Origin of the sequence: Bradyrhizobium sp. CCGB12 (genome assembly GCF_024199845.1) — a bacterium.
GTDB lineage: Bacteria > Pseudomonadota > Alphaproteobacteria > Rhizobiales > Xanthobacteraceae > Bradyrhizobium.
In genome coordinates, this window is the sequence record NZ_JANADO010000001.1 from 7,916,356 (window position 1) to 7,939,693 (window position 23,338).

A 23,338-nucleotide genomic window follows, 5' to 3' on the forward strand; every position below is an offset into this window, starting at 1 on the left:
GCTGCGTGTCGCGCTCGGTACAAAATCAATCGATGATTGCCGATTGGCGCCCACCAACGACTAGAATGATTCAACACTGGAGCGATTCAAGTCCGCCCGCGGTTCTCTTCACGCGCGGTGGCTGTTAGACGCACCGGCTTCAATGCTGCGTCTGACTTGAAAGTGAATCGAAAGTGCGTGCCCATCTGGACGGCCAACGCGTCAGCGGCCGTCGAACTCGTGCCGGCAAGAGCCGTGCAGGTCTTCTCATCGGAGCGGCCGTGCTGCTCGCCGAATCTCCCTCCAACACGACGACCGCGCAGGCGCAATCGGCACTGCCGCCGGTGACGGTGGAAGCCCCCGTGCAGCGGCCGAGGCCGGCGCGCGCATCCGACCAGTCGCCACGCCGCGCGCAAATCGCCGCGCGCCAGCGCAATCGCAATCCAGCGCCCGCTGCGCCGACGCTCTCGGAGCGCGCCGCCGCGGAAGCTGCCGCGCAACAGGCCGCGAAGCTTGGCTATCGCGCGATGCCGAGCGCGACCACGCTGCGCAGCGGGGCTTCGCCGCTCGACACCTCGCAGGCGGTCAACGTCGTGCCCGAGCAGGTGTTGAAGGACCAGCTGCCGCGCAACATCGACGATGCGCTCATCAACGTCTCCGGCATCACCCAGACCAACACGCTGGCGGGCAGCCAGGACGCCGTGATCCGCCGCGGCTTCGGCGACAATCGCGACGGCTCGATCATGCGCAACGGCATGCCGCTGGTGCAGGGCCGCAGCCTCAATCCCGCCGTCGAAAGCGTCGAGGTGCTGAAGGGACCGGCATCGCTGCTCTACGGCATCATGGACCCAGGCGGCATCGTCAACACCATCAGCAAACGTCCCGAGCTCTACCAGCACGGCTCCGTCACGCTGCTCGGCTCGGCCTTCAGTGCCTCGAAAACCGGCGCCGACGGCCTGCTCGACGTCACCGGCCCGATCGGCGATCAGGGGCTTGCCTATCGCTTCATCGGCTACGGCGTCAGCGAGGACTATTGGCGCAATTTCGGCCGGCACCGCGAGATGCTGGTCGCGCCGTCACTGGCCTGGTACGGCCAGGACACCACGGTCCAGCTCAACTACGAGCATCGCGAATTCATCTATCCGTTCGACCGCGGCACTGCGTTCAACCCGGTGACGAAGGCGCCGCTGGCCGTGCCCGCCACGCGGCGGCTGGATGAGCCCTTCAACAACACCTGGGGTACGTCCGACCTGATCCAGGCTTCGGTCGAGCACCGCCTCAACCAGGATTGGAAGCTCTACGCTGGCTACAGCTACAACACCGAAACCTTCAGCGCGAACCAGCTCCGCATCACCGGCATCAACTTCACGACCGGCGCGGAGACGCGCAGCAATGACGGTACGCAGGGCTCGCTCAGCAATGCCAGCTACGGAACGTCCTACGTTTCCGGCGGCTTCTGGCTCGGCGAGATGCGCAACGAGGTGCTGTTCGGCGGTGACGGCCAGTATCGCACCATCTACCGCGACAATCTGATCCGGCAGGCAACGCCTGCCATCAATATCTACAATCCCGTCTACGGCTTGATCGGTCCAGGCACCACCGTCTCGAACAGCGACAGCGCGCAGACCGACAAGCTCGGCCAGTGGTCGCTGTTCTTCCAGGACACGCTGCATCTGACCGAGCGGTTCGCGCTGGTCGGCGGCGTGCGCTACATGGACTACGATCAGATCGCCGGACGCGGCAAGCCCTTCGTCACCAACACCAACGTATCCCAGGACAAGGTGCTCCCGCTCGGCGGCGCCATCTTGAAGCTCACCGACCAGATCTCGCTCTATGCGAGTTACACCGAATCGCTGAAGCCGAACTCGACCATCGCGCCGATCGGCGTCGTGATCGATTCCAACGTCGCGCCGGAAGAAGGCGTGTCGTACGAGACCGGCCTCAAGTTCGATGTCAACCAGCGCATTTCCGGCACCGTGGCGCTGTACGACCTCGACAAGAAGAACGTGCAGACGACGAAGACCAACAGCGCGGGCATCGTCGAGCTCCACACCGTCGGCCGTGCACGTTCGCGCGGCGTCGAAGTGGATGTCACAGGCAGGCTCACCGACAATTGGGCCCTGATCGGAAGCTACGGCTACACCGATGCGCGGGTGACGGCGTCCGAGGATCTGACGCTGCTCGGCAAGAAGCTGCAAAACGTCGCCCTGAACACGGCCTCGCTCTATCTGGTCTATGATTTCGGAACGACTCTGCCGGGCCGGCTCCGCCTCGGCGGCGGCGCACGCTATGTCGGCGACCGGCCCGGCGACTCGATAAACACCTTCTTCTTGCCGTCCTATATCGTCGCCGATATCTTCGCGACCTACGAGACGAAACACCAGAACACGCCGGTGATCTACCAGTTGAACGTCAAGAACCTGTTCGACACCGTCTACTACCCCTCCGCCGTCAACAATCTGAACGTCGCCATCGGCGATGCGCGGCGCGTGTCGATGTCGGCCACGGTGAAGTTCTAGCGATGAACATGGCGCGCGGATCGGAAGGACCGGCGCCGATGCGTGAGGGGCGACGCGCGATCAAGGCGGCCCTGCTTCAGGTCCATTCCATTGCGGGGCTCGTGCTCGCGCTGCTGCTTGCCCTGATCGCACTGACCGGTGCGATCATGAGTTTCGAGGACGAGATCGTCGACCGTCTCAACGCCGGCATCATGCGCGTCGCGCCGCGGTCCGCACCGGCGCTGATGCCGGACGAACTAGTCGCCCGGCTCAAGGCGGCGCAGGATGTCGGCAAGGTCTCGGCCGTCATGTTGTCGAGTGATCCGAGCGCTGCGGTGCGTGTCCGCTTCGGCCGCGACGAGCAGGGGGCGCGGCCGACCTCGCTCTATGTCGATCCCTATGACGCGCGCGTGCTGGGCTCGCCGCGGGGCGAAGAGTTCTTCGCGACCGTGCGCAGGCTGCATCGCTGGCTGCTCATCCCCGGTGATGCCAAGGGCTGGGGTCGTCAGGTCACTGGAGTCATCGCGCTCGGCCTGATCGTCATGCTGGTCTCCGGCCTCGTGCTGCGCTGGCCGCGTCGCGCCGGCAGCGCGAAGATGTGGCTGAAGCCGAATCTTTCGCTCAGCGGCCGCGGCCTGCATCGGTCGCTGCACGCCGTCATCGGCACATGGGTCCTGCCGATCTATCTGGTGATGACGCTCACGGGGCTCTGGTACTCGTTCGACTGGTACAAGGATGGCGTCGTCTGGCTGCTGTCGCGCCCGCATGTCGCCGCGGCGAAGATGCAGTCCAAGACGTCCGCAAAGCCGGCGCGCGCGGCCGGCCGCCCCGAACCGGACCAGCCGATCGGATTCGATCAGGCGTGGACGACGTTCCAGCGCGAGGAGGGCGGCCGCTTCGCGAAGGCCTTGCTGACGCTGCCGGCGAGCCCCGGCACGGTGATCCGGATCCGGTCGTGGGGGAAGGAGACGACGCTCGACACCACGCGCGACGAATTCCGCATCGATGCGGTCACCGGGCAGGTGGTCTCCGCGGAACGATATGCCGACAAGAGTCTTGGCGAGAAGATCATTGCAAGCGTGCTCGACATTCACCGCGGCGCCGTCCTGGGCTGGCCGGGCAAGCTCGCGTTCATGATCGCGGCGGCGCTGATGCCGTTGTTCTCGGTCACCGGCATCCTGCTCTATCTGTCGCGCCGCAAGCTGCGGCGCCCGGCGCAGCCACCGCTCGGGCGGCTCGTTCCGGGCGAGTGAGCGGACGCGCCGAGCCGACCATCGGCGGCTCCCGAATAGTCCACTGCAGGGGCACAACGACCGCGTGTCGCGCGGTGAACAAGAGGCACTTGTCTGCGGTTTCGCGAAATGGTTCGATACACGCGAAGGTCGTGGGGGAGCTTGATGGCGCGGTCCGAACGAGACGAGCTTGAAGAAACGGCGCTGCCTGCGGTGCTCGTCCGACGTAGCGATCTGCCCGTGCCCCTTACTCACCCGGCGCGAAGCTTTTTCGGCGGTCTTCCCAAGCTACCCCCGCAATTCGAATGGCCGACGGCGGAAGTCAGGGCAAACGACACATTAGAGACGGTTGCGCTTACGTTCGTGGCTCAAATTGACCTGGCCGAATTGCCTGGTTCAGGTTGGTCGCCGTTTCCAAAACGAGGCACGCTCTATTTCTTTTGCAGTTCGGTGTTCGTCGGCGAAGGGCATCCACCTTGCCGTGTGCTCTATAGTCCGACCGAGGGCGGCGCCTATCCTGAGCGTGCGCCGCCGTCAAATTTGATGCCGTTGGCAGGCACCGACGGCGATGCCCAGGTCAAGTGGCTCGATCCGGCGCTCGATTTTCATTCCAAGGTCGAGTTCAAGTATCCGCTTTCTTTCCGGCTGTTCCGCGACTTTTATTTCCGCGACGATGCCGTCGGAGGGGAGCGCATGATCGAGGAATTGCGCAAGGCTCTGGGTCCGGGGGAGCCGCAGGACAATGACCTGCTTCAATTTCGAGGCGCGGCCAAATACGAGAAGGACGAGGATTGGCCCTTCAACTGGCTCCTGATCACTTACGTGGTTCGGTCGGTATTGTGGCACGTCCAACGCGATCTGACGCGGGGATACTACGGCAAGCCGCTCACCGACGAAGCAACTGTGGAATTGAAGCGCCTTCGCGCTGGTGCCGTCGGATGGCTGGAGCGGTGTCGGGCGCTGACCCCGATGGATGACGTCGATTCGGACACGAAGGCGAGCTTCAGATCCTGGTGGGTCGACGTCGTGCAGGCCTATAAGAAGATGGACGGGCAGGTACGCACATACACGGGCGAACTGGCAGCGGACCTTGGCAATGCCATCAACCACACGATCCGTTGCATGGCGGCCCAACATGCTGATGCTTGCGACGACGCCCCTGCCGGCTACGTTGCGAATCTCGTGCGGCAGAATCACTGGAAGACGCCGGCGGCGGAAGATGGGAAGCGTCGCCGTTTCCGCACGGCGCTTCATCAGATGCTGGGATATGGCAGCGGCCCGCAAGATGCGACCGAGGTGCATTTGGAGGACATGTTGTTGCTCCAGATGCAAGGTGATCTTGCGTTTTTCGATTGGCACTCCAATGTCGGCGGTGTGCTGCATTTTTGGATCAATCGGGACGCTCTTGCCCGGCGAGACTTTTCGCAAGCCGTCGCCACATACGAATGCGACTAGCCCGATCACTGCGCGCTGAACTTGCGGTTGTCCTGTTCTTCGATATGGCTAGCCAATACCGCCGCAATGGTTCAAAAGCTTCTGGCCCTCCTCTCAAGGTCCGCGCCATGAAGCTTTCTTCCGTCACGCCCGCCGAGATCCGCCGCGCCCTGCTGCTGCGCGAGGAGATTGCGCTGCTCGATCTCAGATACGAGGCGGCGTTCGCGACCGGACATCCGCTGTTCGCCGCCAACATGGCGGCCGACCGGATCGCGGTCGAAGCGGAAGTGAGGCTGCCGCGCAAAAATGTGCCGATCGTGCTCTACGATGGGGGTGACGGGCTGGTCTCGACCGGTGCCGAACGGCTGTCTGCGCTCGGCTACACCAATATCAGCGTGCTCGAAGGCGGGCTGAAGGCCTGGCGTACGGCGGGCTATCAGGTGTTCGAGGACGTCAATTCCTATTCCAAGGCCTTCGGCGAACTGGTCGAGGCACGGCGGCACACGCCCTCGTTCAGTGCCGACGAAGTGGCAAAACTGATCGCGGACAAGGCCAACATCGCCATCCTCGACGTCCGCCGCTTCGACGAATACACGACCATGAACATTCCGGGCTCGGTCAGCGTGCCCGGTGCGGAACTGGTGCTGCGGGCCGGGGATGCCGCGCCCGATCCCGACACCACCATCATCGTCAACTGCGCCGGCCGCACCCGTTCGATCATCGGCACCCAGTCTCTGATCAATGCCGGCGTGCCCAACAAGGTGCGCGCGCTACGCAACGGTACCATCGGCTGGACGCTGGCGCGGCACACGCTCAGCCATGGCGCGGACCGGCGCGGCGCAATCGGGCCGTTCGAGGGCGGCCCGGCCAATGCCCGCGACGTCGCCTATCGCGCCGGTGTTCGTCATATCGGCGCGAGCGAGATGGCGGCGCTCGCCGCGCAGACCGATCGCACGCTCTATCGCTTCGACGTGCGCGAGCCCGAGGAATACGCGGCCGTCCATCTCTCAGGCTTCCGCCATTATCCCGGCGGCCAGCTCGTTCAGGAAACCGACATGGCCGCGCCGGTGCGCGGGGCACGCATCCTTCTGACGGACGACAAAGGCGTGCGGGCCGACATGACCGCATCATGGCTCGCCCAGATGGGCTGGGAGGTCTATGTGCTCGAAGGCGGCTATGACGGCCCGCTCGAAATCGGCCCGCCGCGCGCCTTGCCGAAGCCCGACCCGGCACACCGCTACCGCCGGCCCTATGAAGGCACCGACGTCACTGAAGGCGCGATGCAGGCCTATCTCGACTGGGAGTATGGTCTGGTCGACCAGCTCCGCCGCGACGGCACGCACGGGTTCTACGTGATTTGAGGTCACCCCTCAGCCCGTCGTCCTGGACAAGCGAGCGTAGCGAGCGCTGATCCAGGACCCATTACCCCAGGGAGAAGCTTAGCGAAGACTGGCAACCACCAGCTCGCACCACAACCACTCCCTGGGGTAATGGGTCCTGGCCTTCGCCAGGACGACATCGAGCAGGGTGCGTCCCTGTCTTATCTCGCCATCTTCTCCCCGTATCCAGGCCCTATTGTGCCGCGTACCGTCCGCGGTCTATGTGCTCGGGCAAAGCTGCTATTTACGGAGACACTATGCCAGCCCCAGGCCAAAGCCCCGAGCGCAATGCGAAGGCACTGCTGCTCGAAGGCGTCAATGACAGCGCTGTCGACCTGTTCAAAAGCGCGGGCTTCACCAATGTCGAGCGGTTGACCAAGGCGCTGGACGGCGAGGCGCTGCGGCGGGCGCTCAAGGGCGTCTCCCTACTCGGCATCCGCTCGCGCACCCAGATTACCGATGAGGTGCTTGGAGCCGCCGATCAGCTTCTTGCGGTCGGGTGCTTCAGCGTCGGTACCAACCAGGTCGATCTGTTGGCGGCGCGCAAGCGCGGCGTTCCCGTGTTCAACGCGCCGTTCTCCAACACCCGCAGCGTTGCCGAGCTCGTGATCGGCGAGATCGTGATGCTGCTGCGGCGGATCTTTCCGCGCTCGGTGTCGGCGCATGAGGGCGGCTGGGACAAGTCGGCGACCGGCAGCCGCGAGGTGCGCGGCCGCACGCTCGGCATCGTCGGCTACGGCAATATCGGCTCGCAGCTCTCGACGCTCGCCGAAGCCATGGGCATGCGCGTGATCTATTTCGACCGCACCGACAAGCTTCGCCACGGAAACACCGAGCCAGTCGAGAAACTGGAGGAGCTGCTGGCGCAGAGCGACGTCGTCAGCCTGCACGTGCCGGAGACGCCGGAGACATCAGGCATGATCGGTGAGAAGGAGCTGCGGGCGATGAAGCCGGGCTCGTTCCTGATCAACAACAGCCGCGGCACCGTGGTCGATCTCGATGCGCTCGCGCGTGCCTTGCGCGACGGCCATCTCGCCGGCGCGGCCGTCGACGTGTTCCCGGTCGAGCCGTCCTCGAACGCGGATCGCTTCAACAGCCCGGTGCAGGGCCTCGAGAACGTCATCCTCACCCCGCATATCGGCGGCTCGACCGAGGAGGCGCAGGAGCGCATCGGCGGCGAGGTGGCGCGCAAGCTGGTCGACTACTTCATCACGGGATCGACCATGGGCGCGGTGAATTTTCCGGAGGTGCAGCTGCATCTTCGCCCCTCCGGCGCGCGCTTCAGTCATGTCCATCGCAATGTGCCCGGCATGCTGCGGCGCCTAAACGAGGTCTTCCTCCAGCGCGACATCAACATCGCCGCGCAATATCTGGAGACCGCGGGCGACCTCGGCTATGTCGTGCTCGATGCCGATCTCGCAGGCCAGGATTCAGGCGCGCTGCTTGAGCAGATCCGCACCCTCGAAGGTACCGTTGGCGCAAGGCTGGTATTCGAGCACTAGCCCGCTCCACGTTCCGGTTGCAATCCGCGGCCGCGGCTCTCTACACTGCTGTCATACTCGGCGTGCTACAAATCGCGTCGAATTTGAGTTTCAGTTGCGTGGGTGGCGCCATGGAACGAGACGCCGTACTCATCGATCTCGCGCTTCAGGGCGGCGGTTCGCACGGCGCCTTTTCCTGGGGCGTGCTCGATCGCCTGCTCGAAGAGAAATGGCTCACGATCGCCGCGATCTCCGGAACGTCGGCAGGCGCGATGAATGCGGCGGTGCTGGCCGATGGCTGGACGGGTGGCGGCGCCGAGGGTGCGCGCGATGCGCTTGAACAATACTGGCGCCGCGTCTCGAAGGCCGCGGCCTTCAGCCCGCTCCAGCGCTCGCCGCTCGACCGGCTGATGGGACGCTGGACGCTCGATACGTCGCCCTTCTACATCCTCACCGATTTGATGTCGCGCGTGCTGTCGCCTTACGATCTCAATCCGATGGGCTATAATCCGCTGCGCGCAGTGCTGGCCGAGAGCATCGATTTCGAACGGCTGGCGCGCTCGCCGATCCAGTTGTTCATCACTGCGACGCGAGTCCGCACCGGCCGAGGCCGCATTTTCCGTAACGCCGAGATTACGGCGGATGTGTTGCTGGCATCGGCTTGCCTGCCGACCATGTTCCGCGCAATCGAGATCGACGGCGAGCCTTATTGGGACGGCGGCTTCGCCGGCAACCCGACGATCACGCCGCTGGTCCGCGAGAGCGACGCGCACGACACCATTCTCGTCCAGATCAATCCGACCGAGCGACCGGAGGAACCGCGGACGGCTGCGGAGATCCTCAACCGCCTCAATGAGATCTCCTTCAACTCGCCCCTGATGAAAGAGCTGCGCATGATCGCGTTGCTGCGGCAGGCCGCCGATCCCGGCAGCGGCGAAGGGGCGCGCTGGGCGAAGATGCGGACGCACCGGGTCAAGAGCGACATGTTGGCGAAGTTCGGCGCCTCGTCCAAGCTCAACGCGGAGTGGGAGTTCGTTTCGATGCTGCGCGCGGAGGGACGCATGGCGGCCGAGGCGTTTCTCGGCGAGCATGGTGCCGATATCGGCAGGCAATCGACCGCCGATCTCGACGTGCTCCTGTCGGAGTGCTGAGAATGGGTCTTCTCGGCCTCCTCGTCGGGCTCGGTCTGCTCGTCCTGTTCGCCTTTCGCGGCTGGAGCGTGCTCCTGCTCGCGCCGTTTGCCGCGCTGGTGGCCGCGCTGTTCGGTGGCGAGCCGCTGCTTGCCAACCTCACGCAGGTCTTCATGGTGAATGCCGCCGGGTTTCTGGCGCAGTTCTTCCCGATCTTCCTGCTTGGCGCCGTGTTCGGAAAGCTGATGGACGACAGCGGCGCGGTTACGTCGGTTGCCGCCTTCATGGCGGAGCGCCTTGGCGAGCGCCGCGTGATCCTGGCGGTCGTGCTCGCCGGCGCAATGGTCACCTATGGCGGCGTCAGCCTGTTCGTCGCCTTCTTCGTCATCGTCCCCATGGCGCGTTCGCTGTTTCGTGCGGCTGCGATTCCGCGCCGGCTGATCCCGGCGGCCATCGTGCTGGGGACGTCGACCTTCACCATGTCGGCGCTGCCGGGCACGCCGTCGATCCAGAATGCGATCCCGATGCCGTTCTTCGGCACGACGCCGTTTGCCGCGCCGGGTCTGGGCATCATCGCCTCGCTCATCATGCTCGGCGCAGGATTGTGGTGGCTGCGTCGCGCCGAAGCTGCAGCCAGGCGCGTCGGGGAGGGCTATGGCGATGACGTCGAGGATGCGACCGAGCGTGCGGCGGCCGACGAGTTCGTGCGCGAGCGCGCGACGACGGCGCGAGAGTTCGATCCGGCGGAATTGGGACGCGGACACCGTAGCAGCGCACCGTCGCCGGTGGCGAGCGCGATCCTGCCGCTGCTCGTCGTCGTCGTCGTCAATCTCGTGATGTCGCTCGCGGTGCTGCCGAGGCTCGATGTCTCCTATCTTGCCGAGCAACGTTTTGGCGGCACCTCGCTTGCCGCAGTCGCGGGCGTGTGGTCGGTTGCGGTCGCGCTGGCAGCGGCTATCGCCACGACCATCGTGTTGAACTGGAGGCGCCTGCCGGCGTTGCGGCAGACCATGGATGCCGGGGCCAATGCGTCGGTCCTGCCGGCGTTCAGCGTCGCCAGCCTGGTCGGGTTCGGCGCGGTCGTCGCCTCGCTGCCGGCATTCACCATCGTGCGCGATTGGGTTCTCGCCATCGAAGGCGGCCCGCTGGTCTCGCTCGCGGTTGCGACCAACATCCTGGCTGCGCTGACCGGGTCGGCGTCAGGCGGCCTGACCATCGCCCTCGATGCGCTCGGCCAGACCTATGTCGAGCTTGCAACGCGCACCGGCACCGACCTTGCGCTGATGCATCGCGTGGCGGTGATCGGATCGGGAACGCTGGACATCCTGCCGCACAATGGTGCGGTGGTCAGCCTGCTCGCGATCTGCGGCCTGACGCATCGCGACAGCTATCTCGACATCGTGATGGTGGGCATCGTGACCTCGCTCCTTGCGCTGGTGGCCGTGATCGCATTGGGCAGCGCGTTCGGCTCGTTCTAGGCCGAATACGATCGTAAGCGATTGACGGGGTGGCGAAGGTTGCGTTCAATGCGGCCAACTGACCAAATCCAACAAAGCTGCGGACACCGGGGGGAAACGATGACGCGAATGAGAGCGAAAGTCTGTGGATGGCTCGTGGGTGCAATGACAGCCACGGGCGTGAGCGCCGCCTCCGCGGCGACGCTGGCGGAGGATGCGGACACCGTCTGCAAGGGGCTGGTTGGCGGCACTGACGCCGTGAAGATTGATTCCGCGACCTTGCAGGCGCCGTCGCAGCTTGCCGTTGCGGAGCGCGGGCCGACGCCATCAGGGCGCGTCACGCCGGCCAATCCCGCGTTCTGCAAGGTGCTCGGACACATCGACGCCGCCGATCCCAAGGCGCCGCCGATCAAATTTCAGGTCAATCTCCCCGTCGAATGGAACGGCCGCTCGCTGCAATATGGCGGCGGCGGTTTCAACGGCGTGCTGATCACCGGCCTTGCGCTGCCGCCGGCCTATCCCTTCGACAAGCCGTCGCCGCTGGCGCGCGGCTTCGTGACCTATGGCACCGATTCCGGTCACGAGACCAAGCAGGGCGAACCGCCGCAGGTGTTCGCGCTCAACGACGAGGCGTTCGAGAACTTTGCTCATCGCGCCTACAAGAAGGTACGCGACGCCGCCGTCGCGCTGATGGAGCGCGCCTACGGCAAGAAGCCGGACAAGATGTACTTCATGGGCTCGTCCGAGGGCGGCCGTGAAGGTCTCACCATGGCGCAGCGCTATCCCGACGATTTCGACGGCATCTTCGCCCGCGTGCCCGTGATCAACTGGGTCGGCCTGCAGCATGCCGGTACGCGCTCGGGGCTCGTGACCATGGGCGAGGGCTGGATCAATCCGGCGCAGGTCAAGCTCGTGGGCGACGCGGTGCGCGCGGCATGCGACAAGGCCGACGGCTCCGATGATGCGCTGGTGCAGGATCCTGTGGCCTGCAAGGCGGCGTTCAAGGTCGAGACGCTGCGCTGCGCGGCGGGCCAGAGCGGCGATCGATGCCTCACCGACGCGCAGATCAAGGCAATCAACACGCTGCACGGGACCTACAAATTCCCGTTCGCGCTCGCCAATGGTCTCGACGACTATCCGGGTTGGGGCATCTCCGGCGAGGACACGCCGGCGATCGGGCCGACCGGCGGCTGGGTTGCCTGGTGGCTCGGCACCGCGCCGCCGGCGCAGCCGCCCGCGCCCAACAACGGCATCGCCTGGATCTACGGCGCCGGCGGCATTCAATACGTGTTTGCGCGCGATCCAAAGCTCGACGTCACCACCTACAAGGTGGAGGAGCACAAGGCGCGGCTGCTCGAGGTCTCGAAGCTGATGGATTCGACCGATCCCGATCTCAGCCGCTTCCGCGGCCGTGGAGGCCGGCTGATCATGCTCGAGCACATGGCGGATTACGCGCAGAGCCCCTATGCCGGCATCCGTTATTTCGAGAGCGTCGAGCGCAAGCTCGGCAAGGCCGAGACCGCCGAGTTCGCACGGCTCTACACCGCGCCCGGTGTCGACCATGTCGGCTCCGGCGCGCCGGCCAATGTCGACATGCTGAGCGTGCTGGTCGACTGGGTCGAGAAGAGCAAGGCGCCCGGAGATCTCGAAGTCACCGAGCAGAAGGTCGAGGCGCCCTCGTTCGCGACGCTGCGCGCGCTGCCGCTGTGCCGCTGGCCGGCCTGGCCGCACTACAAGGCGGGTGCGGTGACGGAGGCGTCGAGCTTTACCTGCGCACCGTGACCCTTTGCCTCTCCCCGCTTGCGGGGAGAGGCCGGATTGCATCGAAGATGCAATCCGGGTGAGGGGGTACAGGTCTTTCGATGCATCTCACCCGCGGAGAGAGGCCCCTCACCCCAGCCCTCTCCCCGTAAGAACGGGGAGAGGGAGAATAGCCTAATGCGCACCACCCCCGCCGCCCGCTGCCTTCACCCTTCGCGTCAGCAGCACCGCGATCGCTGCGAGCACCAACACCACGCCGATCACGGCAAAGGTGTCGGAATAGCCCATCACCAGCGCCTGGCGCTTGACTGTCTTGCCGAGCGCGATGATGGCTTGCTCGCGTGCGGCGTTGGGATCGGGCACGCCGTGGGCCATGAAGTAATCGGTCATCTGCGCAATGCGGGCGCGGACCTCCTCGCGGCCGAGCGTGACCGAATGGCCGATGATGTTGGAGTGGAATTGCTCGCGCTTGGTCACGATGGTTGCGAGCACCGCAGTGCCTATGGCACCGCCGAGGTTGCGCATCATGTTGGAGATGCCGGAGGCGGCCGGCGCATCCTGCGGCGCGACGCTGCCGAGGCTGAGCGCTGACAGCGGCGCCAGCGTCAGTGCCTGGCCGATCGCGCGCACAACGTTCGGGACGAAGAACTGGTCGCCGGAATAGTCGAGCGACATTTGGATGTTCATGAACGAGCTGGCGGCGAACAGCAGCAGGCCGATCGTCGCGATGTAGCGGGCATCGAACCGCTGCATCAGCTTCGGCACCAGCGGGATCAGCAGAAGCTGCGGCAGGCCGGTCCAGGCCAGCACATTGCCGATCTGCTCGGCGTTGTAGCCCTGCACCTGGCCGAGATAGGCGGGCAGCAGATAGACCGAGCCGAACAGTGCGAAGCCGAGAAAAACCGCGGCGATCGTGCCGACGCCGAAGTTCCACTGCGTCAGCAGTCGCAGGCGCAGCAGCGGCTTCTCGACTGTGAGCTCGTTATAGATGAACAGCGACAGGCTGACGGCCGCGATAATGGCGAGCCGTACGATGAAGGGCGAGCCGAGCCAGTCGTCCTTGTTGCCCTCCTCGAGCACGGCCTGGAGCGAGGCAAGGCCCACCGCCATGGTTGCGATGCCGAACCAATCCCCTTCGCGCAGCAGCCCGAGGTTCATCGGGGCGCGCTCCAGGGTGAGGAACAGGATGGCCACCATGATCGCCGTGGGCAGGACGTTGACGAAGAAGATGGTCTGCCAGCCGTAGTTCTCGGTGAGATAGCCGCCGATGGTCGGCCCGATCGCCGGCGCGACCGTCACGGCAAGCGAGAACATCGCAAGGCCGATCGGTTGCTGGCCCCTGGGCAGCTTGGTGAAGACCAGCGTGAAAGCCATCGGGATCAGCACGCCGCCGAAGAAGCCCTGGAAGCCACGCATCGCGATCATCGAGGGCAGATCATGCGTGAAGGCGCAGGCGACGGAAAATGCCGCAAACAGCGTCGCGAAGCTCAGCATGATGTTGCGGAACGAAAATACGCGCGACAAATAGTCCGTCAGCGGGATCACGATGATCTCGCCGATCAGGTAGGAGGTCGAGATCCAGGATCCGTTGTCGGCGCCGGTGCCGATGCCGCCCTCGATGTTGAGCAGCGAGGCGTTGGTGATCTGGATGTTCAGGATGGCCATGAAGGCGCCGATCATCGCCGCAAACACGGCGATCCAGATCGTGGCGCTGGCGCGGTTGGGATCGGCTGCGGTGCGCTCAGGCGTCGCGGCCGATGTCGCGGACGTCGAAAGTGAGAGGCTGTTTGACATGGCACGACCCTCCGTAAACCAGCTTTGCCCTTGAAGTTGCTCGGGGCGTCGTTGCCGCATGCGCGGCCGGCGCTGAACGGGTTGCGATCGTCGGGATCACGGACATGCCGGGCCGCAGCGCGATCGCGGGCGCGGTCTCGGCGTCCAGCGCGATCTTCACGGGGATGCGCTGCACGATCTTGGTAAAGTTGCCGGTGGCATTGTCCGGAGGCAGCAGGGCGAACTCCTGGCCGCTGGCCGGCGCGATGGAATCGACGTGGCCGTGCACGATTTGGCCCGGGAAGGTGTCAACCTCGAGCTCGACCTCTTGCCCGGCGCGCACATGGGTGAGCTGCGTCTCCTTGAAATTGGCGACGACATAGGCGCCATCGGTCGGCACGATCGACATCAGCTGCGTGCCCGCCTGCACGTACTGGCCGATGCGCAGCGTGCGGTTGCCGACCACGCCGTCGATCGGCGAGACGATCGTGGTGTAGCCGAGATTGAGCTCGGCCTGACGCTGGAGCGCGGCCGCGCGCGCGGCGGCGGCTTTGGCTTGCAATATCTCGGCCTTCAGCAGTTCGACCTGCTTCAGGGCGGAGGCGAGATTGGCGGTGTCGCGCTGGATCGCCGCGTCCGCACCGGCGTCGCGCGCCTGCGCCTGTTGTGCGTTCTGGACGCTGCCATAGCCGGTCTTGGCGAGGTCGGTGTAGCGCTTGTTCTCCTGCTGGGCGAAGACCTTCGCGGCATTGTCGACATCGATGGTCGCTCTCGCCGCGGCGATCACGGCTTCCTGAACGTCGAGCTGTGCTTCCTTGCTCGTCACCGTCGCGTTCGCGGCGGCGACATCAGCTCTGGTCTGGTCCAGCGCGACGCGGAAGTCGCGATCGTCGATCCTGGCGAGGATCTGGCCGGCCTTCACATGCTCGTTATCGCCGACCAGGACCCGGTCGAGGTAGCCGCTGACCTTTGGCGCGATGGTGGTGTTGTCGGCCTTCACATAGGCGTCATCGGTGGAGACGAGGAAGCGGCCCACGGTCCAGTAGTCGTAGCCGTACCAGCTCGCACCGGCTAGCGCGGCGGCCGCGACGCCTACCAGCAGCAGCTTGCGGAAGTTGAGCTTTTTGGTGCGGGCCAGAGCCGGCGGGGCGGGCAGAGCGCCCTCCAACGCATGGGAAGGAACCGCGATGGCTTCGGTCTTGGACGGGTCGGTGTGCACGGTCATGGCCGGCTCCCTGAATTAGGAAACTTGACGATTTCCAAAATGAGATTAGCTTTGGAATTGTCAATGGAATGACAGGCATCATTTAAAGACATGGCTCAGGCAAAACCATCAGGTGAAACCCGTCCGCGCGGCCGGCCACCGGTCCGCAGCGACGAGGAGACGAAGAGACTAGTCTTCGACGCCGCGCGCCACGCCTTCGCAGTCGAGGGTTATGCCGCGACCAGCACGGAAGCGCTGGCGCGCAGCGCCGGAATCTCGACCAAGACGCTGTATCGTCTGTTTCCGGGCAAAGCGGCGCTGTTCGAGGCAATGTGCGTCGACAGGCTCGAACGGTTGCTCTCTGCCGTCGATCTTCAGGCAAGCGGCGATGTCGATATCGAGACGGGCCTCCGTGCCGCGCTGCTCGCCTGTGCCGAGCTCGCGCTCGATCCGGAGGTCGTGGCGTTGCAGCGCATGGTGCTCCAGGAATCGGCCGCGTTCCCCTATCTTGCTGCAAACTTCTACAAGAACGGCATCTCGCGCACCGCCACCACGCTCGCGCGCTGGCTCCGCGTCCAGGTGAAGAAGAGCCTTATCGCAATCGAGGACGCGGACGAGGCCGCCGGCATGCTGATCGGCATGGTCGCGTCGGCGCCGCAGCGGGCCGCGATCTATGGCGGAATGCCGCTGCCGTCGGGCAAGCAGATCGAGCGCCGCGTGCATACCTGCGCGGCCCTGTTCCTGCACGGCTGCCGCGTAGCACGGGAGTAGCGGCCTTGTTGACAATGTTCCTCGCCCCAACTAAATACTTCGCATGCGAAATAACGACGCCGCAGCGCGGCACCACCGGCTGGTCTATCTGCTGAGCGTTGCGCAGCGCCGGTTGCAGCGCTGGATGGCGGCCCGGCCCGAGAGCGAGGTGACGCCGGCGCAGGCCGGGCTATTGTTCATCCTCGGCCGAAAGGACGGCGTGCTGATGGGCGAGGCGGGCGCGGCGCTCGATCTGGGCCCGGCCGGCATTTCCGGCCTCGTCGACCGCACCGCAGCCGCAAAACTGATCGAGCGGCGGGCCGACCGTGACGACGGACGCGTCTGGCGGATCTGGCTGACGTCGAAGGGACGCACCGCGCTGGCGCAGGCGAAAGCCAATGCTGCGGACGTCAACGCGGCGCTGACGGAAGGTTTCACCAGTGCGGAGATCGACATCGTCGCGCGCTGGCTGATGAGCATACAGGACAAGTTTCCAAGAGGAGCAGACGAATGACCGAGCACGTCCGGATCGAGAGCAACGGCGGAATTCTCACGCTGACACTGGCGCGCCCCGACAAGAAGAACGCGCTCACGGATGCGATGTACGGCAAGCTCGCCGACGCAATCGAATCCGCCGAGTTCGATCCGTCGACCCGCGTGATCCTGATCCGAGGCGAGGGCGACATGTTCACCGCCGGTAACGACGTCGGCGAATTCGCCGCCGTCGCCGCGGGCAAGTCGGAGGGCAGCCGCAACGTCGTGCGCTTCATCCAGTCGCTGGCGCGCTGCACCCGGCCGCTGGTCGCGGCCGTGCAGGGCCGCGCCGTCGGCGTCGGCACCACGATGCTGCTGCATTGCGATCTCGTCGTGCTCGCCGACGACGCGCAACTGTCGACGCCCTTCGTCAGCCTCGCGCTGGTACCGGAAGCCGCCTCCAGCCTGTTGATGCCGGCGCGTATCGGTTACGCCCGCGCCTACGAGATGTTCGCGCTCGGCGAGACCGTGCCGGCGCAGGCCGCGCTGCAATGGGGCCTTGCCAACCGCGTCGTGTCGCTCGACAAGCTCGACGCCGAGGCGCTCGCGCTCGCCCAGCGTCTCGCCCGCCAGCCAGCCGGGGCGCTCACGGCCACCAAGAAGCTGATGCGCAATGGCGAGGCGCTGGTTCAGCAGATGCAGGCCGAAGGCGAGCAGTTCGCGCAGCGCCTGCGCACCGCCGAGGCGCGCGAGGCGTTCACCGCCTTTGCCGAGCGTCGGCCGCCGGATTTCACCAAGGTCGCGTGAGGAGACGCGGCCGCCCGCAGCGCCGCGGGCACAACCGCAGGTGTTTGATTAAAGTTTTAACCAAACATTGGCATGTGGCGAGGCAAGGTGGCCACCTTGTGACGAGTAGGCCTTCCGACCCATGTCCATTTTTAAGAAATCGGTAAGCACGCTTCTCCTGGCCTTGATGGCCCTGTTGGCGGTGGGGGCGTTGACCAGCACGGCGATCCAGATGTTCGGGGCCTTCGGCCGCTACAGCGACAGTCTGGAGACCGAACGGCTCGCGAATGCCGACAAGGCGATCTTCCAGGGCGTGCTCGCGCTGCGCAACAATCGCGGCGATGCCCAGAGCGCGCTGCTCGGCGAGGACGATCCGCGCGCCAAGCTCGGCGTCGCCGAGAAGGCAGAGCAGGCCGGCTTTGACGCCATCATCGCAGCACTCGCCACCGTCGAATTCGCCCGGCGCGACGAGCTCGCAAGCACGCTGAAGCAGCGCTGGAGCGAGGCCGCGCCGAAGTTCCAGCTGTTCTACGACGAAGCCAAGCACCCGCGTGCCGAACGCAAGATGGAGCGCACTGCGCCCTGGTACGATGCCGTCACCAAGGTGATCGAAAGCGCCAATCTCGCGTCCACCGCGGTGTCGAACCGTGCCTGGATGAACGATCCCTTCATCGCCCGCATGATTCAGACCCGCCGCCTCGCCTGGCAGGTGCGCGACCGCTACGGCATCCAGTGCTCGACCCTGCGCCCGAACGTCAACAGCTCCAAGCCGCTCGACGAGGCCCAGAAGCAGACCGTGGCCGGCTGGAACGGCATCGTCACCGCCGGCTGGACCGGCATGGAGGAGTTGCTGGCTGCGCCTGATGTGACGGCAGACCTCGTCAACACGGCCAAGGAGGCGCGCGCCAAGACCGACGGCGTCCTCAAGCAGATCGGCGATCTCACCAAGAACTTCGACGGCAGCGGCCGTCCGGCGATGCCCGCCTCGGAATGGAACGCACTGTGCCAGTCGCCGTTCGCGTCCATCGTCGCCGTCGCGAACAAGGCCCTCGACCAGTCGATCGCGCGCGCGGAGACGGTTCAGGAGAAAGCCCTCACCAATCTCATCGTGCAGTCGCTCGCGTTCCTGCTCGCGCTGGCCGTGACCCTGGCCGGTGTGTTCGTGGTGCGCAATCGCCTCATGCGCCCGGTGCGTGCCATTCTCGACGCCATCGCCCGCATCGGCGCGCGCGACTATGCGACGCCGGTTCCGCAATCGCGCCATCCCGACGAGTTCGGCACCATGGCCGCCGCGCTCGAAAGCCTGCGCGAGAGCGCGGCGACCGCGGAACGGCTGGGCCAGGAGCGCGAATCGCAGCAGGCGCTTCAGCTCGCCCGCTCCGGCACCGTCGATGCCGCCTGCCGCAGCTTCGACGATGCCGTGCAGGCCGTCATTCACAGCGTGGCGACCTCGACGAGGGAGCTCGATGCCACCGCGACCGACGTGCGCTCGCTGGTTTCGGAATCGAGCAGCCAGACCGCGGCGGTGTCCTCCGCGGCCGAGCAGGCCACCAACAATCTCGAGACCATTGCGGCGGCGACCGAGGAGCTCTCCGCATCCGTCGGCGAGATCTCCGCGCAGGTGCAGTCGAGCGCGCGCGAGGCCCGCGAGGCCGTAGCGCAGGCCGAGCAGACCAACGCGACTGTGGAGATCCTTGACCAGACCGCAAGTCGGATCGGCGAGGTCGTCAAGATGATCAACGCCATCGCCGGCCAGACCAACCTCTTGGCATTGAACGCCACGATCGAGGCCGCACGCGCGGGCGAGGCCGGCCGCGGCTTTGCCGTGGTCGCCGGCGAGGTCAAGAGTCTCGCGGCACAGACGGCGACGGCGACGGAAGAGATCTCGCGCCAGGTCGCGGAAATCCAGGGTGCCACCGGCCAGGCCGTTACCGCCATCCGCGCGATCGGTGGCGCCATCAGCGGCATCGACGAGAAGATGACCGCGATTGCCGCCGCCGTCGAGGAGCAGCGCGCGGCCACCACCGAGATCTCGCGCAACTTCCAGCAGGCCGCGCAGGGCACCCGCGAGGTCACCGACACCATCGGCAGCGTCGCCAGGCTCAACCAGGAGACCGGCAACGCCGGTACGGTGCTGTCGGACTCCGTCAAGAAGATGTCGACCGACGCCGATCGTCTCCGCGTCGCGGTCGAGGGCTTCTTGGGAGCGGTGAAGACCGCTTAGTCTCCAAGGGTCATCGCATATGGCAGCTGAGAAGTTGCCGGACGAGCTTGGCCTGCATGGTTCGAGACGCCCGCTTTGGCGGGCTCCTCACCATGAGGGTCCTCTATTTTGCCACGAAACGAGACCTCATCCTGAGGGCCCGCCGCAGGCAGGCGTCTCGAAGGATGGCCGCAGGCGAGCTTCGCGCCACGTCTTTGCTTCATATGCGATAGCCCCGCGTCGTCTCCCTCAGTTCTTCATCCCACGTCGCGCGGGCATTGCCGCCGGTCCGTGCGGCGGGTACATCTGTGGCGCCTCGCTCCGCGAGCGCCGAGACAGACGTAAGATGCATCAGGGATGGAGAGTTCGATGCCGGTCACACCACAATACAACGCCCAGCGCCCCTATCGCGGCGTGTTCCCGGTTGCGCCCACCATCTTCGACGAGCGCGGCGAGCTCGACCTCGAGGGTCAGCGCCGCTGCATCGATTTCATGATCGATGCCGGCTCGAACGGTCTCTGCATTCTCGCCAATTTCTCCGAGCAGTTCGTGCTCACCGACGCCGAGCGCGAGACCGTGATGCATGCGGTGCTGGACCATGTGGCCGGCCGGGTTCCCGTGATCGTCACCACCACGCATTTCAGCTCGGCCGTGTGCGCCGCGCGAAGCCAGCAGGCCGAGGCGGCAGGTGCCGCCATGGTGATGGTGATGCCGCCCTATCACGGCGCGACCTTCCGCGTGCCCGAAAAGGGCATCGTCGAGTTCTTCAAGGTGCTGTCGGGCGAAATCAACATCCCGATCATGATCCAGGATGCGCCGGTTGCCGGCACGCCGCTCTCGGTCGAGCTGCTCGCGCGACTGGCGCGCGACTTCTCCAACATCCGCTATTTCAAGATCGAGGTGCCCTTCGCCGCCGCCAAGCTGCGCAGCCTGATCGAGGCGGGCGGCAAAGACATCGAGGGACCCTGGGACGGCGAGGAGGCGATCACGCTGTTGGCCGATCTCGATGCCGGCGCCACCGGCGCGATGACCGGCGGCGGCTATCCCGACGGCATCCGCCAGATCATCGATCCCTATTTCGCCGGCAAGCGCGAGGAAGCGAAGGCCGCCTATGAGCGCTGGCTGCCGCTGATCAACTACGAGAACCGTCAGTGCGGCTTGAGCGCCTGCAAGGTGATGATGCAGGCCGGCGGCGTGATCAAATCGGACGCTGTTCGCCATCCGCTTCAGCCGTTGCATCCGGCAACGCGGGCAGGGTTGCTCGAGCTCGCACAGGAGCGCGACGCGCTCGCGCTGCGCTGGGGGAAGTAGCGGAGCCACTTGCTGGGTTGCCTGAATTATCTCAGCTGTCGTCCTGGACAAGCGAACGTCGTGAGCGCCGATCCAGGACCCATTCCCCCAGCTGGTGGTTTGACGAAGATTCGCCGTTAGCAGTTCGCGCCAACTACTCCCTGGGGTAATGGGTCCTGGCTTTCGCCAGGACGACATCGGAGAAGAGGCGGCGCGCTGGCCTCATCGCAAAAGCCCATTTTCGGCTGAAGGCGTCGAATTGGCGCGTTTCCGCCAGTTTCCCCCGAGCCGGCGATCAAGTATCGTATCCCGGCCAACCAGACCCTGCGGAGCAGTCTCAAGACACCGCCTAACACCTCTTCATTATGCCGTTATCCCGAGCCAGGTTGGCGCGAACCGACAGAACAGGGAGGCAGTGCCATGACGATGAGGCCGGATCCCACCTTTCACGCATCGCCCAGGCTTGCGATGGAAGCACCTGCGGAGAACTTCGCCTACACGTTGCTGCTCAGTCCGGATTTCTCAAAGCCGGATGCTCTTGCGGTCATCGACGTCAAGCCCGGATCGCCGACCTATAGCCAGATCGTCCACACCGTGACGATGCCCAACAAGGGTGACGAGTTTCATCACTTCGGCTGGAATGCCTGCTCCTCCGCTCTGTCGCCGCTCGCCGGCCACGCCTTCATCGAGCGGCGCTATCTCATCATCCCCGGGCTGCGCTCGTCGCGCATCTACATCATCGATACCAAGCCCGATCCGACCAAAGCCAAGATCCACAAGATCATCGAACCCGAGGAAGTCTTCAAGAAGACCGGCTACTCGCGGCCGCACACGATCCATTGCGGGCCGGACGGCATTTATGTGAGCACGTTGGGCGGCGGCGGCAAGGACGGCACCAACGGACCTCCGGGCGTTTTCATCATGGATTGCGAGACGTTCGAGGTCCTCGGACGCTGGGAGATCGATCGTGGCCCGCAGACGCGGCACTATGATTTCTGGTGGAACTTGCCGCGCGACTACATGGTGACGAGCGAATGGGCGCTGCCGCCGCAGTTCGAGAACGGGATCGTTCCGGAAGATCTGCTGTCGAACAAATATGGCCATTCTCTCCACTTCTGGGATCTCCGCGCCCGGCGCAATGTGCAAACCATCGACCTCGGCGCCAATCATCAAATGGCGCTGGAGGTACGACCGGCGCACGATCCGGTTCGCGAATACGGCTTCGTCGGCGTCGTGGTCGACACCACGAACCTCGAAGCATCGATCTGGACCTGGTGGCGCGAAGGCGGAAAATTCCATGCCGAGAAGACGGCGACGATCCCGCCCGAGCCCGCGCCAAAGGAGAAGCTCCCGCCGCTGCTGCAGGGGTTTGGCGCGGTGCCGCCCCTGGTGACCGACATCGACCTGTCGATGGATGACCGGTTTCTCTATGTCTCGTGCTGGGGTACGGGTGAAATGCGCCAGTACGACGTCAGCGATCCCAGAAAGCCGAAGCTTGCGGGTTCGGTCCACATCGGCGGCATCGCGCGCCGCACCCCGCATCCAAATGGCAAGGCCTTTGCGGCAGGGCCGCAGATGGTCGAGATCAGCCGCGACGGCAGACGCGTGTACTGGACCAATTCGCTCTATTCCACCTGGGACGATCAGTTCTATCCCGACGGGGTTCCGGGCGTGGAGGTCATGGCCAATGCCGGTCGCGACGGCGGTCTCGAGCTCGACAAGGATTATTTCGTGAGCTTCCCCGACGGATATCGTGCGCACCAGATCAGGCTCGAGGGCGGCGATTGTTCGACGGACTCTTTTTGCTATCCGTCAGCCTAGATTGGGGGCACGCGAGCCCGGCGATGGGGTGGCTCTGGCTCGCTCTTGTTGCGAGCGGTCTCTACCACGGGATCAATCCGGGGATGGGATGGCCGCTCGCCGTTTCGGCCGGGCTCATGGACAAGAGCCCACGCGCGCTCTTCCGCGCGTTGTGGGCGCTGTCGGCGGGGCATCTCCTGGCAACGCTTCTCGTGCTGCTGCCCTTCGCATTTCTGTTCGTGCTGGCCGAGTGGCAGCGTCCAATCCAGATCAGTGCAAGCCTTCTCGTCATCGGCTTCGGCGTCTATCGGTTGATCGCGCGGCGCCACCCCCGCGCGCTGGCGCGAATTCCGCCGACGCAATTGGCGCTCTGGTCGTTTGCCGTCGCCATTGCCCACGGCGCTGCCTTGATGCTCGTGCCGATCTATCTCGGGCTCTGCCGGGCCTTCGAGCTCGATCCCGGCCATGAGGCGGCGGGCGCGCTGATGAAGGCAAATCTCGGGATGGCGGCGCTGGTGTCCCTGGTGCACGTTGTCGCCATGGTCGGCGCCGGCGGATGTCTGGCGTGGCTGGTCTACCGCTATCTGGGATTGAAGTTCGTCTCGCGAAGCTGGTTCAATCTGGATGCAGTCTGGGCGACCAGCCTCGTTCTGGTTGGCGCGGTGGCGCTCGCCTTCAATCTTGCGAGCTGACGCGGGGCTGAGAAT

Annotated in this window: 17 protein-coding genes; 15 read left to right on the plus strand and 2 right to left on the minus strand. The window is 65.2% G+C overall.

The window, feature by feature from the left end:
- Positions 1 to 173 precede the first annotated feature (173 nt).
- The 8 genes from NLM27_RS36260 to NLM27_RS36295 all read left to right on the plus strand — a co-directional run bounded on the left by NLM27_RS36260 (position 174) and on the right by NLM27_RS36295 (position 12,372).
- Positions 174 to 2,498 (plus strand): TonB-dependent siderophore receptor, encoded by a 2,325-nt coding sequence (locus tag NLM27_RS36260; protein WP_254147824.1) that lies wholly within the window; start codon positions 174 to 176, stop codon positions 2,496 to 2,498.
- A 38-nt stretch (positions 2,499 to 2,536) separates the two neighbouring features.
- On the plus strand, positions 2,537 to 3,730 hold the full coding sequence (locus NLM27_RS36265; protein ID WP_254149017.1) for a PepSY domain-containing protein: 1,194 nt from the start codon (positions 2,537 to 2,539) through the stop codon (positions 3,728 to 3,730).
- Between the two features lie 144 nt (positions 3,731 to 3,874).
- Positions 3,875 to 5,164 (plus strand): DUF1963 domain-containing protein, encoded by a 1,290-nt coding sequence (locus NLM27_RS36270; RefSeq protein ID WP_254147825.1) that lies wholly within the window; start codon positions 3,875 to 3,877, stop codon positions 5,162 to 5,164.
- Positions 5,165 to 5,271: 107 nt separating this feature from the next.
- Entirely contained in the window at positions 5,272 to 6,504 is a 1,233-nt protein-coding gene (locus NLM27_RS36275; RefSeq protein ID WP_254147826.1) for a rhodanese-like domain-containing protein, read from the plus strand.
- A gap of 275 nt (positions 6,505 to 6,779) precedes the next feature.
- Positions 6,780 to 8,024 carry a phosphoglycerate dehydrogenase gene (gene serA / locus NLM27_RS36280; RefSeq protein ID WP_254147827.1) on the plus strand — a complete coding sequence of 415 codons (1,245 nt, stop codon included), beginning with the start codon at positions 6,780 to 6,782 and terminating at the stop codon, positions 8,022 to 8,024.
- Between the two features lie 110 nt (positions 8,025 to 8,134).
- The gene (locus NLM27_RS36285) at positions 8,135 to 9,154 is read left to right on the plus strand and encodes a patatin-like phospholipase family protein (RefSeq protein WP_254147828.1); all 1,020 of its coding nucleotides are present in this window, start codon (positions 8,135 to 8,137) and stop codon (positions 9,152 to 9,154) included.
- 2 nt (positions 9,155 to 9,156) lie between these two features.
- A complete protein-coding gene (locus NLM27_RS36290; protein WP_254147829.1) occupies positions 9,157 to 10,611 on the plus strand; it encodes a GntP family permease in 1,455 nt (484 codons plus the stop codon).
- A gap of 144 nt (positions 10,612 to 10,755) precedes the next feature.
- Positions 10,756 to 12,372 (plus strand): tannase/feruloyl esterase family alpha/beta hydrolase, encoded by a 1,617-nt coding sequence (locus NLM27_RS36295; protein WP_375142300.1) that lies wholly within the window; start codon positions 10,756 to 10,758, stop codon positions 12,370 to 12,372.
- 153 nt (positions 12,373 to 12,525) lie between these two features.
- Here the strand turns inward: NLM27_RS36295 and NLM27_RS36300 are convergent, their stop codons facing one another.
- Together NLM27_RS36300 and NLM27_RS36305 are read right to left on the minus strand one after the other, a co-directional pair.
- Positions 12,526 to 14,145: an MDR family MFS transporter gene (locus NLM27_RS36300; RefSeq protein WP_256570061.1), complete on the minus strand. Its 1,620-nt coding sequence runs from the start codon at positions 14,143 to 14,145 to the stop codon at positions 12,526 to 12,528.
- Positions 14,093 to 15,349: an HlyD family secretion protein gene (locus NLM27_RS36305; RefSeq protein WP_254147831.1), complete on the minus strand. Its 1,257-nt coding sequence runs from the start codon at positions 15,347 to 15,349 to the stop codon at positions 14,093 to 14,095. Before NLM27_RS36305 ends, NLM27_RS36300 begins: the two co-directional genes overlap by 53 nt.
- Before the next feature lie 90 nt (positions 15,350 to 15,439).
- Here NLM27_RS36305 and NLM27_RS36310 point away from each other — a divergent pair, with 90 nt between their 5' ends.
- From NLM27_RS36310 to NLM27_RS36340, 7 genes are all read left to right on the plus strand, one after another.
- Entirely contained in the window at positions 15,440 to 16,099 is a 660-nt protein-coding gene (locus tag NLM27_RS36310; RefSeq protein ID WP_254147832.1) for a TetR/AcrR family transcriptional regulator, read from the plus strand.
- A 43-nt stretch (positions 16,100 to 16,142) separates the two neighbouring features.
- A complete protein-coding gene (locus NLM27_RS36315) occupies positions 16,143 to 16,592 on the plus strand; it encodes a MarR family winged helix-turn-helix transcriptional regulator (RefSeq protein ID WP_254147833.1) in 450 nt (149 codons plus the stop codon).
- Positions 16,589 to 17,359, plus strand: a complete 771-nt coding sequence (locus tag NLM27_RS36320; protein WP_254147834.1) for an enoyl-CoA hydratase — start codon at positions 16,589 to 16,591, stop codon at positions 17,357 to 17,359. The genes NLM27_RS36315 and NLM27_RS36320 overlap by 4 nt, the downstream gene beginning before the upstream one ends.
- Positions 17,360 to 17,480: 121 nt before the next feature.
- The gene (locus NLM27_RS36325; RefSeq protein ID WP_254147835.1) at positions 17,481 to 19,562 is read left to right on the plus strand and encodes a methyl-accepting chemotaxis protein; all 2,082 of its coding nucleotides are present in this window, start codon (positions 17,481 to 17,483) and stop codon (positions 19,560 to 19,562) included.
- Positions 19,563 to 19,910: 348 nt separating this feature from the next.
- Complete coding sequence (locus NLM27_RS36330; RefSeq protein WP_254147836.1) at positions 19,911 to 20,852, plus strand: dihydrodipicolinate synthase family protein; 942 nt, start codon at positions 19,911 to 19,913, stop codon at positions 20,850 to 20,852.
- A 399-nt stretch (positions 20,853 to 21,251) separates the two neighbouring features.
- The gene (locus tag NLM27_RS36335) at positions 21,252 to 22,652 is read left to right on the plus strand and encodes a selenium-binding family protein (protein WP_254147837.1); all 1,401 of its coding nucleotides are present in this window, start codon (positions 21,252 to 21,254) and stop codon (positions 22,650 to 22,652) included.
- A gap of 23 nt (positions 22,653 to 22,675) precedes the next feature.
- Positions 22,676 to 23,323, plus strand: a complete 648-nt coding sequence (locus NLM27_RS36340) for a hypothetical protein (RefSeq protein ID WP_254147838.1) — start codon at positions 22,676 to 22,678, stop codon at positions 23,321 to 23,323.
- The last annotated feature ends 15 nt before the right edge of the window (positions 23,324 to 23,338 follow it).